Here is an 18,228-nt window from a genome sequence, read left to right as displayed (position 1 = left end):
GGGAATGAACGGAACCGCGGAGGGGAAAAGGCCCCCACCCGCAGGCGGGGGCCAGGTGGGTGGACTTAGTTGTCCACCTCTACGGTGAATTCGAGCCGTGCGACGCCACCAGGCAGAACCGATCCATGGTCGCTGGAGACGGCGCTGGACGTGATCGTCGCTGTGCTGCCAGCCGGGAACAGCGTTTCGGCGCACGATCCACCGCAATTGGTGATGGTGGTGTAGGCAGGGGCCGCGTCCGAGATGGTCACATCCGTTGCTTCAAAGCTGCCGGTGTTGGAGGCTTCGATCATGTAGCGGATGCACTGGCCCGGCTCGACCGGCTGACGGGTCTTGGTGAAGGTGCCTGCCGTGCCATCGCAATTGGCGTCGATGTACTGGTACTTGGTCAGTGTCACGTCGCCCGCGATGATGACGATGCGGTCCTCGTTGGCGTTGTCAGCGGTGTCCGCATCCGTTGCCGTGGCGCCGTTCAGCGAGGTGCCCAGGGTCAGCGTGCCGGTTTCGGACACACCGGGCGTTGCCGTCGAAGGCGTCTGGACCCGGTAGATGATCGAGATCGTCTCACCCGCAGCCAGACCGTTGGTGCCCGCTGCGATGCCGTCGGTCAGATCGTCGAAGTTGTCGATCACCGGATCCGTTGCATCGATTACACCGTTGTTGTTCTGGTCCCAGAAGATCGCACCGGAGAAGTTGGTCAGCCCGGTCTGGGTGATCGCGCCTTCGGTGACGTCCGAGTTACCTTCGTTGGTGATCGTGTGCAGCATGTCGACGATGCCGCCGGGCGAGGCCTGTGCGCTTTGATCTTCAAGGATCTGCACGTCGTAGATCGCATTCACCGTGATCTCGTTGACGATGCGGTCGGCCTGACCGGTGACCGAGCTTGCCACCTGAATGTCGATGGGCGTTGCTGCGGCCGGGGCGTCATCGGCGGGCACAATGGTGACCGTGATGGTTTCCTGCGCCCCCGATGGGATGGTGCCGGTGTTGGTGACCAGCGTGCCGTTCGCATCGCGGAATTCGACAGTCCAGCCGTCGGGGATCGCCTGCGCCAGCGTCAGGTTGTAGCTGTCCGACACCGGGCCGTTGTTCTGCACGACCATGTCAAAGGTGGTGGGTGCGCCGGGATCGGTGGCGTTGCTGACCCAGGGTGCGCCGCCATTGGTGGGTGCCGCCCCGTCGCCTTCGGACCCGGCAACGTTGTTTTCCAGATCGACCGAGGCCGCCAGAACCGCGCCGGTGAATTCGGCGGTCGAGGTGTCGGTGACCCCCGAGGCATCCGATGTCACGGTCATGGTTGCGGTATAGTTGGTCGATCCCGCCGGGGTCGGGGTGACATCCGTGGGAAGGGTCGCGATCAGCGTGACCTTGGTGCTTTCACCGATGGCAAGCGGGCCGACCGAGCCGATCACCGGGGTGATGCCGTCGGCGCCCACGATACGGAAGGTGGTGCCGGCGGGGTAGTCATCATTGGCGAAATCCAGCGACAGGCTGTCGGCTTCGTTCGAGTTGTTGGTCAGCACGAATTCATGGCTGATCGTCGCGCCCTGGAACACGTCCCCGGTTTCGGTCACGACGTCGTTCTGCGCGGCGTCGTCATCGGTGGCCGAGGTGATCGCGCCATTGGCCGTGCCGTCTGCGTTGATCGCCGTGTCGGCAATCGACACCGAATACTGGTTGTCGACGGTCACCGATGCGGTGTTCGACGGCGGGAAGTCGACGCCATCGACGTTCTGGGTGGCCACGTTGGTCAGGATGCCCGCATTCGCGGTGGATGCGATCCGCGCCTGGAAGGTCACGCTGCCGGATCGGCCCGAACCGACCGATGAGATGTTGAAGTTGACGGTCTGGGCGTCGTCGTAATCCCAGGCCATGTCCTCGCCGCTGCCGTTGGTCGCATCGACCACCGTAGAGGCGTTGTCATCATCCAGCGTCCCCGCCGCGTCGGACCAGACCGCCGTTCCCGGCACATATTCGAAACCCGCGTCCAGAACGTCGGTCACCGAGTAGTTGTTTGCTGCCACAAGGCCGGTCGACGAATAGGTCAGGGTCACGGTGACAGTGTCGCCCGCATCGATGATGTTGGGATCACCCGCCGAAGACGCGTCGGCAACCATCGACTTGACCAGTTCGATGATCGCGTCGTTCGATACGGTCAGCGTGTCGGTGTTGGTGGAGGTGATGGCACCGTCCAGCTGCGATGTGGTCGTCACGGTGATCGTGTCGGTGGCCCCTGCGGCGTTGGTCGATGGCACGGTGGCTTCAATCACCACACCGAATTGCTCGCCGGGGGCCAGAACCGGGGTTTCGCTCAGCGGCGTGGCGCTGTCGGCAACACCGTCCATGTTGGCATCCGGGTAGAACACCAGCTGCGAAGTATCGAGCGCGCCAGCATCATCCTCGATTGCGCTCAGGTCAAACGCATCCGGCCCGTTACCGTCGTTGGTGATGATATGCGGCAGGAACGCCTTGCCACCCGGAGCGACATTCTCGGTGTTGTCCGAGGTCAGCGTCACGCCTGCGACCTGCTGAACCACGGTTTCGACCGTGTTCGAGGTCACGGTGATCGTGTCACCGGCGGAATTGAGGTAGGTGGCAACCGCCTGGTTGCCAATGACCGAGCCCGCTTCGGGGGCAGCGTATGCAAAACCTGCGAGCGATACGCAGATGGCCGCGGCACTGGAGGTGCGCAGGATCTTTGAATGATAAGTCACGAAAATATTCCTGATGTCAGGTCTTTAGGAAAGGGCGCTAGGCCCGGCTCAGTTCACGCGAACGCGATAGGTGTTGAGGGCGGCCTCTCCGGCCTCGAGCGCTTCGGAGAGGCTCCAGCGCACGGCGACGATATCGCTCTCGGGAAGCGGCTCTTCGACAAGCGCGCCATCGGCGTCCACGAAGATGCGCACCGCAGGAAGGGACGACCATTCGAGGCCTTCGTTTTCGGGGTCCATCTCGGCCTGCACCTCAAAGACGGCGGGGATCGAGCTTTGCTCGCTGCCCAAGGTGATGGACACGCCTTCGGGAACCGGGGCGGCAATCACCAGCCCGGCCATTTCGCCATCGGTCTTGTTCTCGTGACGAAGCTGGTAATGAATGATTTCGCCGGGCTTGACCGACGAGCGCTCGACCAGAGCTTCCCCGCCTGCGGCGTCGGTTTCGACGATGCGGTAGGAGAAGGTGCTTTCGAGCGCATCCGCCGAGACAGCTGTTGCGGCCAGGCTAAGCGTCAGACCGGCGACCACGGCCTGGCTGACACGTGCAATGGAATAAGACATGTGTGTTTCCCTTCTAAGCCGGGGCTGGACCGGCGGTTGAGACACGGCAGGCTTGTGGCCCGCGGCGCCTCACCGGGATGCCTTGGAAGGGACGGCAATGTTGGGAGGAGGAAGGGTTAAACGATACTGCTCAAAGTCAGGCCGCTAACCTTCGGTATAGACGGTCTACTCTGGTCGAGACGCCAAACTGATCCAACGCATCAGGTGTGACGCGCGCATAAACGAAAAAGGACCGGCGCAACTGCCGGCCCTGTCATCGAAAAAACCAAAAGGGAAAGCCGTCGCTACAGCTCAGACGAACCCGGCGTCGCGGGCAAGGATGGCCGCCTCGGTGCGGTTCCTCGCACCGATCTTGCGGCACAGCGTCTTGACGTGCAGCTTGATCGTGACCTCTTGCAGGTCCAGTCCGATCGCGATCTCCTTATTGGACTTGGCCCCCAGCAGGCCGCGCAGCACCTGCTTTTCGCGATCCGAGAGATCCTTTTCGAAATCCGTCTCGTCAGGGTCGTCCTTGCCCGACATGAAATCCACCGGGGCGTAGATCTCGCCCATGGCCATGAACTTGACGGCATTCACCAGCGTCTTGGCTGGCAGGGATTTGGGCAGGAACCCTGCCGCGCCCAAATCCAGCGCCTGTTGTGCGATCAGCCGCGTGCCGGTGCCCGAAATGATGCCGACCGGATGGCCACCGCTGGCCGCCAGCGCGCGTTTGAGCCCTTCAAGGCCCTTCATTCCGGGCATGGTGTAATCCAGCAGCACCAGATCGAACGGCCCCTTCTGCTCCATCAGTTTCAGCGCTTCGTCCAGAGATCCGGCGGTGACCGCCTGAGCCGTACCGTTGGTTTCAAGATACATCCTGAACGTGTCGCGAACCATGTCGTGATCGTCGGCAAACAGCACTCTGAGAGACATACCCGGCCCACCCCGTCTTTTGTGATTCATTGAGGGAGACAGCATTCAGCCCCTGCCTCCCGCGATGGATCCTGTCCTAAACCTTATGCCGTACCAAGCATTTCCATGCAGATTTTAGCGGTAAACTATACATTCGAATAGGTCCTTATTCGTAAGAAGTCGGGAAAATACGGGGGATTACGCCTAGGGTGCCATCAGGATATCAAAAACATGGGAGACCAAGAGATGCGCCTTCTTTTCCCTGTCGCAGGCCTGGCAGTCATGGCCATGGCAAGGCTTGCCATGGCTGACAGTGACGTCATCTTGACCACAACCGTCAATGACGTCACCCGCAGCTTCACGCTCGAAGAGTTGCAGGCCCTGCCTGTGGAACGCTTCGAAACCATAACCATCTGGACCGAAGGCCCGCAAAGTTTCGAGGGTGTTCCACTGGCAGCGATGCTGGATGATCTGGGCGTCACCGAAGGTACGGTCAGCGCCCAGGCGATCAATGATTATGCCGTCGATATTCCGATTGACGAGATCACCGAAACCACTCCGATCATTGCCTATCATCAAAATGGCGCATCGATGTCGCGTCGCGACAAGGGGCCATTGTGGATCGTATATCCCTATGACAGCAAACCGGAATTCCAGTCCGAAGCCATATACTCGCGTTCGATATGGCAGATGGATCGTCTAAGTGTGAAGTGATGAAAAGATGTGATATCGGGGCGTTTATGGCACGATCCGATACAGGCCGCGAAGCGGAGAAAAATCGTTTTACCCTGACCGGGCTGACCGTTCTGGCGCTGGCCTTCATCCTTGGCCTGTCCTTTATCGTACGTGACAATCTGAACGTCATGGTGGTGGCTCAGGGCGATGAGCTCAGCTGGCGAGCCTCGCAAGTCGAGGTCGAGTATCTCAAGCTGCTCATCGCCATCAAGGACGCGAACGCTACGGATGCGCCTGATCTGGACGAGGTGCGCAAACGCTTCGACGTGTTCTACAGTCGCTTGCCGCTCTTCAAAAATGAGACGCTGACCGACGAAGCCCAAGCCAGCCTCGGGGCCATGCAAGAACGCCTGGACAGTTTCATCCCGATCATCGACGGGCCGGATGCGCGCCTTGCCGCAGCGCTTCCGGAGTTTCAGAAAGACCTCCTTGAACAGCAGGAGTCCACCCGGAGTATCGCGCTTGGTGCCATTCAGGGATCCACCGAGATACAAGCCCTGCAGCGGCAAAGAGTTGTCCTCCTCCTAGAGGCGATGATGGTCCTGATCGCCCTGAGCGCCGTGGCGATCGTTGCGACAATCTTTTTCCTGCAAAAGCGCACCGCCGAGCAGCGACGTGCGTCCATTCAGGCCGAAGAAAAACGCCGCCAGCTTCAGGCGACTCTGGACGGGGCGATCGGCGGTATCGTGGTCTGCGACAAAGATGGCAACGTGATCGATTTCAACGCCGGTGCCGAAACGATCTTCGGCTATCGCAAGGATGAGATCATCGGACGCTACATGCCTGAGCTGCTTCTGCCCACCGGTGCGCGTGAGGCCGTCGAACAAAGCATGGCCCGTTACCATGCGACGGGGCAGTCGACCTTTTCGGATAGCGGCACACATGAATTCCCCATGCTGCGCGCGGATGGCACGGTATTTCCGGCCCAGACACAGATCACCACGGCGCAGATGCAGGGGGGAGCGATCTTCATTTCCTTCTGCCGCGATCTTACCAGGGAAAAGCACCACGAGGCCGAGCTGACCAAGGCCAGCGAGAACGCGATTTCGGCGGCCAAAGAGCGTTCACGCTTCTTTGCCATGATGAGCCACGAAATGCGTACGCCATTGAATGGGGTGCTTTCTGCTCTCTACCTCCTCGAAGAGGGTTCCCTGACCGACGAACAGCGGGAACATCTGGATACAGCGCTGTTTTCAGGGGACATCTTGCTGTTGCATATCAATGACGTTCTGGCCATCGAACGCAGCGAAGATGAAAGAGAGCTGGAGCAGCAGGTGTGCGACATCTGCTCGCTTGCCTCGAACATGGTGCGCATGCTCGAACCGATGGCAAAAGAACAGTCGGTCACGCTTGATCTGGAAAAGAAGGGGCTGAACGGCCGCCAGTTCCTGTCATCGCCACGCGCCTTGCAACAGATCCTGATCAACCTGCTGAGCAACGCGATCAAGTTTTCGCCGCAAGGGGCGGTATCCCTGTTTGTCCGCTACACGCCGTCGGATGGTTTTCCGGGGCAGGGGGTCCTGCGCCTTGAAGTAAGCGACACTGGCATCGGCATCGCGCCAGAGGACAGAGACCGAATTTTCGACGATTTCGTGTCGCTCGACGAACGATACGAGCGCCGCACCGGCGGCACCGGACTGGGCCTCGGGATCGTGCGCCGATTTACCCAGCGTCTGGGCGGCAGCATACATTGCATGTCGGAAGTCGGAGAAGGCACCACCTTCAGTCTGGATCTGCCCATGACCGAGGCCGATCTGGACGCGCAACTCGCGCAGGGTGACGATGCGCTGAGGTCGGGGTCTGTCACCCTGGCGTCCAGGCGCATCCTTGTGGTCGACGACAACAAGGTCAACCGCAACGTCATGGAAAAGATGCTGACCCTTGCAGGGCAGAATGTCAGATTGGCCGAGGGCGGCGAGGCTGCGATCCGGCTGGCATCGCAGCAGGCTTTCGATCTGATCCTGATGGACATCTCCATGCCCGACGTCAGTGGAACCCAGGCGACCCGAAGCATTCGCGCGGGGGACGGCCCGAACATGGACACGCCGATCGTGGCATTCACCGCCCACGCTCTGCCCGACGAGCTGGAGAGCTTTCGGCAGGCCGGCATGTCTGGATGCCTGATGAAGCCGGTCAACCGCAAAGCTCTGATCGAATGTATCGGCAAGGATTACACGACTGCCGAAGATGGCTTTACCGTCGATGCTCCCGTTGAGCCAAGCGGTGTCCTGGAACCCAATCAGGTCTCGGATCTGAAAAGCTTTCTGGGACCCGAAGAGCTGGCCGCGCATCTGAACGAATTCAGGGAAAACGCGGACAGCCTCAGGCTGGAGATGAAGGCCGCCCATGTCAGTGCCGACCTTGAACGGCTGAAGACTGCGGCGCATGCCTTGGCTGGAACCTCGGGAATGGCGGGCGCCCTTCAGCTGTTCGGACTTTTGCGTGATCTTGAACAGTGCTGTGTCCACATGGACATGGGCAGGATCGATCTTCTGATGGCCGGCCTTGATGATGCCTATGACCGCCTGTGCGATGCATGGGATCAGGTGCTGGCCAACCCGGTAGCGTGCGATACCGCCGGATAGACATCCTATGCGACGGCTCCACTGCGAAACGGGTCATGGCAGGGGTATCGTGAACCTACGCACCGAAGCACCTCCCTCGGCTTCGGATCGGGTAAGCCGCGAGATCAGTTTATCCCCCTTGCCGGTCTCGCACCACTCACGGATCTTGCCCCTAGCTGCCCTTCCTTCTGGAAGGGCAGCCTTTTTGCGTTTGTGTTCCAATCCGGACTGACTCCTTGCGCCGCCTGTCATCTGCGGTGATGCGTCTATCCACGCAAAAGGGCCGCCCTTGCAGGGCGGCCCTTCGCAAGCTTCGACAGCTGCGTGGTCAGGGGGCGATTGAGACCTGAAACGCCACGGATCCGGTTGCGCCGGGCGCATGGGTGCCCGTGCAGTCCCAGCGCAGCGGACCAGCATAGCCGGCGCCGTTCGCGGCGGGTTCCGCCACGCTGCACGTCACGCCGGCCCCCACGGTCACGGGGCTGGGAATAGCCGCGGCCAGTTCGGTATAGGGCGGGGTGCGATCATGGATCACGATCTGCGTGGCAGGCAGGTTGCCGGGATTGGCCAGATAGATGCGGTATTCCAGAACATCGCCAAGCGTGGCACCGTTGCTGACGCCCTCGGGGGTGCCCTGAGTCAGGTTGCGCACGGTTTTGGTCAGCTCCAGCCGCCCGCTTTCGCCCTCGACCCGCACCACATCGGTATTGCGGAGCCGTTCCGTCAGGCCGGTGGTGCCATAGCTGGTATCGGCCAGCACATCGAAGGCAATGGACGATCCCGGCGCTGCCGCCGCCGAGGCGGTGACCCGCGCCACCAGACAGATCCGCGTGGCCGCCGTTACCGTCGCGGGTCCATCCACCGCCGTGACCGGCGTGCCATCGCAGACCGGATCGTAAAACAGGGCCACGGCGTATAGTCCGGGGGTGGTTTCCTCGATCAGGGCGGTCGAGAACTGCACCGTGCCCTCGGCATCCGCGATATATTCGTGGCGCAGCTGAACCACTTGCCCGGCCCGTGTCGCGGCTTGCTGACTGTCGCTCAGGCGTGCGCCCGAGACCAGACCAAAACGCAGATCGGTGTAATCGGCGCCCTGTCCCGGCTGAAAGCTGTAGCTGCCGTCCAGCGGATCGGGATTGTCGAGCCCCGGCGGGCTGCGCGGGTCCTCGGACACCACCCAGTAGCCGGTCGCCGGGGTCACGGTGACGGTGACCCGATCAAGGTAGTCCTCGGGCAGCGTCAGCGTCCATGTGCCATCGGCGGCCACCACAGGGCTGCCCACCAGCGTGCCGGTGCTGTCGAAAATCTCGATCTTCGCAGCGCCGGTGCCCGGCTCCTCGGTTGCTTGCTGGCCATCATAGGCGGTGCCCGCGCCGCTGCCATTGTCAAGAAAGACCACGCCCGCCAGCGTTGCGCCGGTGCCGTCGAAAGCTATGGTCACGCTGGCCTCGTCATCATCGGCAATCTCGTCGCCCAGATCATCGGTCAGCGCGCCGGTCGACGGGTCGCTGTCGGGATCGACCTGATCCGAGGCGATGATCTCGGCGTCATTGGTATGTTCGCCGGTGGCGTTCATGGTGACCCGAATGGTCAGGGTCTCCGTCGTGCCATTGGCCACATCGCCAACCACCCAGACCCCGGTGCCCGGATCATAGCTGTCGGACTGCGCCGCCGCATCGTCCGACACATAGGTGAACCCCGACGGGATCAGATCGCGCACCTGCACACCCGTGGCTGCGGAGGGCCCGTCATTGCTCACCGACAGCACGAAATCAATCGCTGTGCCCTCGGCGGCCAACCCGATGGGCGTGCCCGACGCATCCTGGGCACGCTTGTCGAGCGACAGGTCCGCGCTGCTGGCAAATCCGAAATTATACCCCCGTGAAACACTGCCCGCTGCAACCCGCACGGCGGTATAGGGGTTTTCGGTCGTGGCCTGCGCCCCGGCCGGAAGATCGGGGTCGGCTTCGTCGACTTCGATCCGGAAAAGCACCACAGCGGACAGATCCTCGAGCGAATAGCGCCCTTGCGAGTCCGTTTCCGTCGTTGCCAGAAGCGTGTCGTCGGTCAGATCGTTCGGCGTGTTGTTGTTGTCATAGGCCGACACGGTGATCCCCGCGAACCCCGGTTCATTCGTGGGGCCATCCGGGAAGCCGGAGGCGTTGCTGTCGTTGAACACCAACCCGCGGATCGTGCCCGTGGGGGGCAGCGGACCATAGGCGGACGGGCAAGCCGCCGCATCGACCCGGTTTTCGATCGGCAGGCTAAGCGTGTCGATCAGCGTCGCGGCGCCATCCCCGCTGCCCTCGAAGCCGACATCGACTTCGAACACGTCGTTTGCGCTGTTCTCGTTGATATAAAACCGCCCCGAGAGGTCGAACCAGACCGCGCCATAGCTTGAGGTAAAGGTCGCGGGGCCGAAATCGACAATATTGGTGCTGCCTGCGGTTCCGCCGTTCGGATCGAAATAGAACAACCGGTCGGTGGCGGAATTGATGCCATAGAAGAACCCGTCATTGGGGTTGAAGGCATAATCCGCCACGGTCAACGTTTCCGAATAGGTGATCTGCCCAAGGTCCACCGGGTTGAACGGATCGCTCAGATCAAGCAGCTGGAAGGCACCGCCTCCGCTGATCCGGTATATCATCACGCCGTTGTCCATGATGTCCCCGGCGTTGCTCCCGACCGAGGCGGTTGCGGGAATGGTGGCGATCACGCTGAAATTGCCCCCGGAATCCAGCCGCACAAGGTCGCGCGTGCCGCCGTCTACGCCATAGAACAACCCGTCCAGCGCGTTATAGCCCCAGGCGGCATTGTAATCGATCCCGGCGGGGGAGCCGACATTCGCATCGGCAATGCTATAGCCCCCGGATCCGTTTTCGCTGAACACCAGCTCTTGCAATTGCGAGCTGGTGCTGACCACGCGGTACAATGTGCCATTGCACACAAAGGGCACCGCCCCCGCCGACAGAAGCACCTGATAATCTTCGACCTCGCCGTCGAAATTCAGCCCGTCGAAAGGATCTGCGGCCACTGCGCTGGTGGTGGACCACCGCACGCGGGCATAGGTCACTCCGCTTCTGATCGTGTTGGGCACGGGAATGTTCAGGCTGATCTGGTTGTTGAACACCCCGTCCGTGTCGCCCGTGCCGCCATCGCGGTAATCGGTGGCAACCTGTTCGCCCACGTCGAAGCTGCCGTTCTGGTCCCAATCGATCCAGACCTGAAGGTTGGTGATGCCAGGTATCAGAACCGGAAGGCCCAGATCATACGGAATGGACAATGTTTCATGGGTCTGCACGGTCAAGGACACGGTTGTCCCTGCCTCCAGCACGGGAAACACCGCGATGGAATCTTCGTCATCATTGCCAGAAAGGTCGTCGCCCTGGGCATCGTCGCTATGCGATGTGCTAGGCTCGGTGTCGGGCAATCCTGCCCCGAGATAGATCAAGGGCACGACGATATGGCGCGGATCGCCATAGCTTTCCGGCGCATCGCCCCGGTCCACCAGATCCGCCGCCGCAATGACCAGCGAATAGTCTTCGACCTCGCCGTCCAGCGCCAGACCCGCAACCGGGGTGCCCAGAAGGCTGGCATAGCGGAAACGGGCAAAGGTCAGCGAGGTCGTGGCGTTTGTCGGAACCCTCACCCGCACCTGGATGACCCCGTCCCCGGCCACGACATCATCGCCGGTCCCGTCATCGCGCCGGTCTCTGGCGATGTGTTCGCGCCGGGTACCCTCGAACACGCCATCACCGTTGAAATCGATCCAGGCCTGCAAATAGCCGTCGCCGCTCACCGGCACGTCCAGCGTGCTGTTGACCCCTTGGGTCAGGACGGGAAAGACAACCGCGTCTTCGTCATCGACATCCACAAGGTCATCGCCGGTGGCGGTCGCATCGGACTGGTTGATCGCTTCGACATCCGGCGGGATGGCCCCCAGATAGACAGTGGGAACCGCAGGCACCCCATGGGTGGCAGGCAGATACGGCAGCGGCGCGTCGCCGAAATCGACGCCGAGCCCTTCGAACACCGCAATCGTGACCTTGGCGCGGTCGCATTCGCCCGGCGCCGTGCTGTCGCAAAGTTCGTATTCGATTTCGTAGAACCCGGCCGGCACGCCGGACGGCACCACCACGCGCCCGGCGTCGACGCCAGCGGTTTCCAGAACCGGCACCGGATCACCGGTGTTCTGCGGCGTGGCCGCGGTGATCACCTCCAGCGTGGCGGTGGGGAAAGCGGCGGGCAGCCCGTTGACCGTGTCGTTGCTTAGCACATCGCCCGCAGTGCCCCCGAGCACCGTGTTCAGCGGCGAGGCGGTATAATCGTCATCTTCAGCCACCACCGTCGCCGAGGTTGCGCTGATCGCACAGAAATACACGCCCGCTCCGCGCCCTGTCGCGACGGTGGTCGACGACCCGGTGTAGCCATGGATGAATTCCCCTTCGACGAAGCTGTCGTATTCATAGGTCACGAAGTTGTCGAACTGACCCTGGTTTGGTTCCTCGGTCCAGGTCGCCGGATCCCCAAACAATGTCGGATCCATGACATAGTTGACCCCCGGCGCCGGAAAGCTGGCCAAGGGCACAAGGTTGAACAACGAAACATTGTCAGGCGTCAGCAGGGCCCCTGCCACATCCGAGCTGTCATCGGTTTCGTTGCGGCTGTCCACGTCGGTCTGTTGAATGATGACGCCGTTGATCCGGCTTTGTTCGATTGCCGTGCCTTGCGGGGTGCTGGCCGTGGCGCTGCCATCCTGCACCATGCGCAATCGATACTGCACATACGGATCATCGGACGCGATAAACTCTGCAAGCAGCGAGTTCCCCACCCGGACATTGGCAGCATTGCTGATATCCGTGACCTGAAACACCATGTCGATATTGTTGCCGCTGGTGTCGCTGGCGACATCCTCGATCACAAACACATCGGACGTTGAGATATTGTCGATGGAGCCGCTACCGGAAATCTGGGTGATCGTATTGTCAAACAATCGTGTCGGCGTGCAGGTCAGCGGGTCATTGTTGCCGGACAAAACATTGGTGACGATGCTGGCGTTTTCGGTGTTCGATTGCAAACGCGATACGAAGGGCGTGCCAATGGCGCCGATCCCGGCGGTGGCGGTGCTGTCGATGGCACCGGACAGCACATCTGCCGCCGAGATCGTGTAGTCGGTCGTACAGGTCACGGTGCCACCCGGCGCCAGCGGCGCATCGATGGCCGGGCAGGTTACGGTGCCCACCAGATCATCCTCGATGACCATATCCTGCGCCGTGTTGAAGGGCAGCTCACCATTATTGGTCACGATATAGGTAAAGGTCACCGTTTCGCCCTGGGTCGCCGTGCTGGGCACGGTGCTGCGCGTCAGGCTGATGCTTTGATCGGTGGTGAATTCCACCGCGCTGAACAGGCCCACGCCACGCGCGCCGGGATTGTAGGACCCACCGGACGAGCGGACCTCGCCGATGCTTTCATCGTACCAGATCTCGATCTGTGATGTATCGTTGGGATAGCTGAGCCGGATCGACCCGTTGGTGTCGTTGTCCGAGGTCGGCGACGGGGCCGGCCCGTTATTGTAGATACACTGCGCCTCGTTGGACAGCAAAACCCCGGTATTGCCCGACCCGATGCCCGGCCCGACCACCACGGTTGGCGCTGCGCCGAGCGTGGACAATGTCGGATTGCCATTGTCGCCAAACGCGGTGATGAAATCGCACCGGTCGTTCGAGGTCCCGGCATCCGTGGGGTCAATGTCGACAATATCGATGATCATATTGTCCAGCTGCACCGCGTTGCCGCCCGAGCTTGCCGACACGGTTGTCGTGATCCTGCTGTCTCCACGGTCTCCCTGACCCGGGGGGGCATCGGCAAGCATGACCAGTGCTTCCGCGTTGCCGCCAAACAGCGCCAGATCGTCCGGTGCTTGTACAACATTGCCGCCGCCCAAGTCGGCGGTGATGAGCGGTCCCGAGACAGTGACTGCCGCGTCGACCTCGAAACCGTATTGGTCGCGCAGGGTCCGCACCAACGGGCCTGTATTCCCTGCGGGCCAATCAAAGGTGCTGAGATCAAGTGCGAAATCACCCGCTTGAAGCTGGGCGGGAAACGCAGGAAGCGCCACCGAAAGTGCCAGCATCAATCCTGCACTGCGGTGTCTGGGGGGTAATATTTTCAACGAACCAACCTCGTTCTGTCATCTTCGAACTGGGTTGCGCTACCGGCTGTGGTGACGCGAACGACCACTTTCTGCAATGACATGATCCATGCGCGCCGGGGCTGGGTAAGACAGTCAGGTTCGTCCTTCATGCGGCTACAAAGCTATGCTTTGGAATATCGATCCATCAGCGTTCCGCGCCCTGCCACGGCTATCCTAAAGGATAGGTGGTTGCGCCTAAATAGCTGGGGATACGCTTTTGCTGACCGCTCCGGATCGCGATGCCAAGGCATTGTAACAGGGTAGCGATCGACACTCGCGTCAGCAAAGAGGACAAAAAATGCCCGAAGAAACCTGCGAAGAGCACGGCCCCTCGTCTCTTGTGTTCGGCCTGATGTGCTCGGTGGTGATCAGCGTCGTCGCATTCCTTATGCTGGCGACGACGATGGGGCTCATTCAGGCCTATCTCCTGGGCTCTCTCATAGGCAGTGCTGGATTGTTCTTGCCGCTGACGGTGCCTTTTATATGCGAGGCGCGTCAATTGATGCTGCGGCGCACCCCTGACGGCGAACATAATGGCGCACAGGGCAGCATGGCCCGACGGGCACATTTCGACCGGTTCTGATCGTGTGACGACAAGACAACCACGCCACGAGCTTGCTCTGCGGCGTGGTTTTTTTTGGGGATCACCCCGACCGCGTCGCCACGATCAATCGCTGATCTTTACCGTGAATTGTATCGTCGCGGTTGCGCCAGGGCGCACCTCTCCGTCGCATTCCCAGCGCAGCCCGCCGACATAGCCGGGATCACTGCTTTCAGGCATTGCAAGCGTGCAAAGAGTGCCATCGCTCATTTCGACCGACTGCGTGATGACGTCATCCAGACGCGTATAGGGCGGCGTCGTATCGTACACCGTCACGTTCGTTATCGCATCTGAACTCACGTTCCGGATCGCAAGGCGGTATAGCAAAACATCCCCCGGCCCCGCAGAATTGGCCCGCCCTTCGCCAGAGGGTCGGCTGAGATTTTCGACCGTTTTGTCAATGACAAGCCCCCCACCATCGCGGCCAATGACCACGCGATCCGTGTTCTCCAGACGGATCTGCTGCGAGATCCCCGCCAGCTCTGTCTGCGCAACCAGCAGATATTGCAGGCTGGCCCCGGTCTGCAGCGCCGTGCTTGTGGCGACGCGTGCGACCACGCAGATGCGCTGCCCGGCGGACACCACGACAGGCTCGGTCAGAAGGCTGTCGCCACGCCCGTCGCAATCGGTATCGAGAAACGGCACGACCCCCGCCGCACCGGGCACAGGCTCGTTTAGATCCTCGATCGCAAAACGCACCTCGCCGGCGCTGCCCGCCACGTAGTCGTGCTGCAGGGTTACGACTTGCCCTGCCTGCACATAGGCCACCCCGTCCTGTGACAGCCGTGGTGCCGGAGCAATTCCCAATACAAGGTCGGGCAGATCCGTGCCCGCGGTCACCTCCAGCACGATCGCCCCATCCGAAGGCACGGATGGCACGATCCCCGCAGCCGCGGTGGTTTCCGACACTGCAAGACTGCCGTCCGGAACGATGGCGCGCACCACGACCCGCCCCTCGTACCCCGCCGGCAGCGCGGCAGACCAGGCCCCCGAAGGGGCGGTGACCGTCTGAGCCAAAAGCGCGCCGGTTTCGGTTTCAATCCGCAGCGCGATGCCCCCCAGCCCGGCCTCGCCCCCGTTTTGCAGCGCGTCATGGGCCGTGCCCCCCGCCGCCCCTGTATCGGCGATCACCTGCCCCGACAGGCGCGGCGCCGCCGGGCCGGACAGCGTAACCTGCATATCCTCGACTTCGCCATCAGGCGCGGGTTCGACCGCATCAAGCCCCGGACGCGTCGACCACCGGAAGCGGGCAAAGCTGCTCCCGGTCAGCGCATCCGGTGGCACCGTCACGGTCAGCGAAATGACCCCGCCCCCAGCGAGGGTCACGTCCCGCGCCACCTGTTCGTCATCGTCGAACGTGCCGTTGCCGTCCCAGTCGATCCAGCCCTGAAGATACCCTGCATCCCCCCCGGTCTGGGTGACGTCGATTTCGATGGTCCTGATTGTTCCGGGCACAAGATCGGGCATGGTGACCGCGTCTTCATCGTCGCTGCCATCGTCGTCATCGCCGGTGGCCGTGGCGTTGGCCAATGGCCCCGCATCCGTGTCGGGGGGCGCGGCCCCCATGAACAGGCTGTTGTAGATGAAATGGTAGGGGCTGCCGTAGTTGGCGGTTGAAACCCCATCGGGGGCTAGCCCGGACACAGGGCAATCGGAAAACTCTGTGCAGACCGAGGTGACGCCCGAGATCGAGGCCTCTGCCTCTCCGATGCCAACCCCGAAGAACCCCAGAAGCGGATCCACCGTCGCATCCAGAATGGGAGAGATCGCATCCAGCAGCAGCCCCCCCACGAGGTCTCCGACCGCCGGTTCGACGACCGTGTCGATCAGCGGCCCCACGAGATTGCCAAGGCTGTCCTCGACCTCGATGTCGAGGTTGTCCGCCAGCGTTCCAATCAGGTCGCTGAACGATGATGCCCCGTCCCCGATGGCCTGTCGCTGCGGGTAGGGGGGCGAAAAGAACAAGGTCTCGCTGGTGCCCGGTGCGCTTTGGGCAAAAGACCGGACCCTTACGCCGGCGCTTTCGCGGACCAGCCCGCCAAGCAGCGAGACCTCGAGATCGGCGACGGTGCCAAAATCGACGTCCGACTGTTGGATCGGGCGGCTGCGGTTAAAGAACACCGCGTCGTCGATACCGCCCAGAAACACGTCGATGGCGCTGGGGGCCAGAATGACGCTGGCGGTTTTTGTTTCGGGGTCGGCGCTGAGGATTTCGCCATCGACGCGGCCGAATTCGAAATAAAGATCCAGATCCGCCAGCGCCAGATCGGTTGACACCAGCCCGCCCAGAAGCCCCCCCAGCACACCGTCGAGGGCCGAGGTATCCAGTGACAGATCCGCCAGATCAACCGACAGCTTTGCCCGTATGGTCGAGGTGTGAAACTGCGTTCCGGCCCCGCCGCATTCGAAATGCGGTGGTTCGACCACCTGCAACAGGATCTCGGCCCCGCCGATGCCAAAGGATTGCAGGACCGCGTTGTTCAATGCCACCGGCTGGGTCGTGGTGACGACATTTTCGTAGTTGTAAAGCTGGATCGCCCCGCCGATCAGGTCGAGCGCATTCAGCTCCAGATCAAGCAACGCCCCTTGTGGCAGACCGATGGTGATCAGATCCGCCAGATTGATGGTGCCGCCAAGTTCGGATACCGGAAGGCGCAGCACCCCAAGCGCGTTGACCAGCGCCGTGTCGCCATCCGCCGCGGCCACAGCAGCCGATGCGTCGATCAGGTCCAGCAATGTCAGGTCGACATTGGCGATCTGTCCGGGGTCTGAAACGGTGATGTCCTGCCCGGATTCTCCGAGCAGCCCAAGAAGGTCCAGTTCGGCCGAGGCCATGGCGTTCCAGTCAAGCACACTGAGCCCGACATCTGTGCCCAGAAGACCGGTCAGGATCGGGCTCAGAAGCTCGGAGTCACTCGTCTGTACGCTCGCCACGCGCGGTCCGGCAAAGACGCAAGCCGCACCGCATTCTTCCTGCGCCCGGGACGGAGCGGCCAGCAATGCAAGCATGACACCCAAGGCGCACACAAAGTGGAAAACGTGATGTTTCAAATATATCATTAGGGAGCGGGCACAGTCAGCTTACGACAAGATAAGCGACACTAGCCGTTCGCAAGCCTCCACACCAGAGAGGCAAGTTCATCCGGAATAGACGATTTCGATATCCATTCCGATGCTCCAGCTGCCTTGGCGCGGTCACGCACGGCGCCACCCCGTTCACTGCTCATGACCAGAATGGGAATGGTGGCGAATTCGGGTTTTTTGCGCAGCTTACGGATAAACGTGATCCCATCCATTCGGGGCATCTGCATGTCAGTGATGATGACGTCGGGGCAAAATTCAGCGGCTTTTTCCAACCCGTCGATACCATCGACAGCTGAAAAGAACCTGTGTCCCGCTGCTTCAAGTCTAAAGGCGAGAGCAGCTCGAACGATGCCTGAATCGTCGACCCCCAGGACCGTGGGCATCATTGCAGCTGCCTTCGGCGAATGGATTCGACGCGCCGACCGACCGCAACCTGGTTCCGATGCCTGACACAGACCACGCCATTCTGCTCCCATATCAGCTCTCCCTGAGCCAGGCTGTATTCTCCAATGCGGATGCAAACGATTTTAGGGGCGGGCGTCGCATACGAAGGCGTATCCGTTGTTTTTGTTGAGGTCACCATCGGTTCAATCCTCTATTCCTTGCCCTGTAAAAGGCCCGAAAAAGGCAAGCGCGTCTTCTTCGCCTTGGGATAAGCAGGATATACAGACAGGTAGCCTGCAGCCCTTCTTGGACAGCATGAGGCGGCCTTGCCGCACTGTCTGGTTCCATTGGGATACGGTCCGCAGCTATCCCTACCTCCGGGATGCGATCTGGGCCTCTTCTTGGCCGACCGCATTGGCGTAGATGATGTCCCAACTGATGGTGTAGCTCACGACGGGCCTCGCGCTCACCGGCGGGCCGAGCTTGTCAGTCGCGCTG

Annotated in this window: 9 protein-coding genes; 3 read left to right on the top strand and 6 right to left on the bottom strand. The window is 61.5% G+C overall.

Translation table 11 applies throughout. The features are described 5' to 3' along the window. Positions 1-65: 65 nt before the first annotated feature. From Q4543_RS20000 to Q4543_RS19990, 3 genes are all read right to left on the bottom strand, one after another. Complete coding sequence (locus Q4543_RS20000) at positions 66-2,714, bottom strand: hypothetical protein (protein WP_303441239.1); 2,649 nt, start codon at positions 2,712-2,714, stop codon at positions 66-68. Between the two features lie 48 nt (positions 2,715-2,762). Then, on the bottom strand, positions 2,763-3,275 hold the full coding sequence (locus tag Q4543_RS19995) for a hypothetical protein (RefSeq protein WP_303441237.1): 513 nt from the start codon (positions 3,273-3,275) through the stop codon (positions 2,763-2,765). 291 nt (positions 3,276-3,566) lie between these two features. Then, a complete protein-coding gene (locus Q4543_RS19990) occupies positions 3,567-4,187 on the bottom strand; it encodes a response regulator transcription factor (protein WP_303441235.1) in 621 nt (206 codons plus the stop codon). Positions 4,188-4,397: 210 nt separating this feature from the next. Between Q4543_RS19990 and Q4543_RS19985 the strand changes: the two genes are divergently transcribed. Both Q4543_RS19985 and Q4543_RS19980 read left to right on the top strand, forming a co-directional pair. Next, on the top strand, positions 4,398-4,880 hold the full coding sequence (locus Q4543_RS19985) for a molybdopterin-dependent oxidoreductase (protein WP_303441233.1): 483 nt from the start codon (positions 4,398-4,400) through the stop codon (positions 4,878-4,880). Between the two features lie 26 nt (positions 4,881-4,906). Continuing rightward, positions 4,907-7,486 (top strand): ATP-binding protein, encoded by a 2,580-nt coding sequence (locus Q4543_RS19980; protein WP_303441232.1) that lies wholly within the window; start codon positions 4,907-4,909, stop codon positions 7,484-7,486. A gap of 307 nt (positions 7,487-7,793) precedes the next feature. Here Q4543_RS19980 and Q4543_RS19975 read toward each other — a convergent pair whose 3' ends face one another. Further along, the gene (locus tag Q4543_RS19975; RefSeq protein ID WP_303441230.1) at positions 7,794-13,601 is read right to left on the bottom strand and encodes a GEVED domain-containing protein; all 5,808 of its coding nucleotides are present in this window, start codon (positions 13,599-13,601) and stop codon (positions 7,794-7,796) included. Positions 13,602-13,959: 358 nt separating this feature from the next. Between Q4543_RS19975 and Q4543_RS19970 the strand changes: the two genes are divergently transcribed. Then, positions 13,960-14,244 (top strand): hypothetical protein, encoded by a 285-nt coding sequence (locus tag Q4543_RS19970; protein WP_303441227.1) that lies wholly within the window; start codon positions 13,960-13,962, stop codon positions 14,242-14,244. Positions 14,245-14,328: 84 nt separating this feature from the next. Here the strand turns inward: Q4543_RS19970 and Q4543_RS19965 are convergent, their stop codons facing one another. Continuing rightward, positions 14,329-17,196 (bottom strand): GEVED domain-containing protein, encoded by a 2,868-nt coding sequence (locus Q4543_RS19965; RefSeq protein ID WP_303441225.1) that lies wholly within the window; start codon positions 17,194-17,196, stop codon positions 14,329-14,331. 167 nt (positions 17,197-17,363) lie between these two features. Beyond that, the gene (locus Q4543_RS19960; RefSeq protein WP_303441223.1) at positions 17,364-17,732 is read right to left on the bottom strand and encodes a response regulator; all 369 of its coding nucleotides are present in this window, start codon (positions 17,730-17,732) and stop codon (positions 17,364-17,366) included. Positions 17,733-18,228: the final 496 nt, after the last annotated feature.

It is taken from the genome of Salipiger sp. 1_MG-2023 (assembly GCF_030547555.1).
Taxonomy (GTDB): domain Bacteria; phylum Pseudomonadota; class Alphaproteobacteria; order Rhodobacterales; family Rhodobacteraceae; genus Salipiger.
This window is presented reverse-complemented; position numbering and strand designations above follow the sequence as displayed.

What these genes read in the sequence shown, in the direction of transcription:
- Q4543_RS19995 (WP_303441237.1), bottom strand. Translation starts at nt 3,275, where the DNA reads ATGTCTTATTCCATTGCACGTGTCAGCCAGGCCGTGGTCGCCGGTCTG.
- Q4543_RS19990 (WP_303441235.1), bottom strand. Translation starts at nt 4,187, where the DNA reads ATGTCTCTCAGAGTGCTGTTTGCCGACGATCACGACATGGTTCGCGAC.
- Q4543_RS19985 (WP_303441233.1), top strand. Translation starts at nt 4,398, where the DNA reads ATGGGAGACCAAGAGATGCGCCTTCTTTTCCCTGTCGCAGGCCTGGCA.
- Q4543_RS19980 (WP_303441232.1), top strand. Translation starts at nt 4,907, where the DNA reads ATGGCACGATCCGATACAGGCCGCGAAGCGGAGAAAAATCGTTTTACC.
- Q4543_RS19975 (WP_303441230.1), bottom strand. Translation starts at nt 13,601, where the DNA reads ATGCTGGCACTTTCGGTGGCGCTTCCTGCGTTTCCCGCCCAGCTTCAA.
- Q4543_RS19970 (WP_303441227.1), top strand. Translation starts at nt 13,960, where the DNA reads ATGCCCGAAGAAACCTGCGAAGAGCACGGCCCCTCGTCTCTTGTGTTC.
- Q4543_RS19960 (WP_303441223.1), bottom strand. Translation starts at nt 17,732, where the DNA reads ATGATGCCCACGGTCCTGGGGGTCGACGATTCAGGCATCGTTCGAGCT.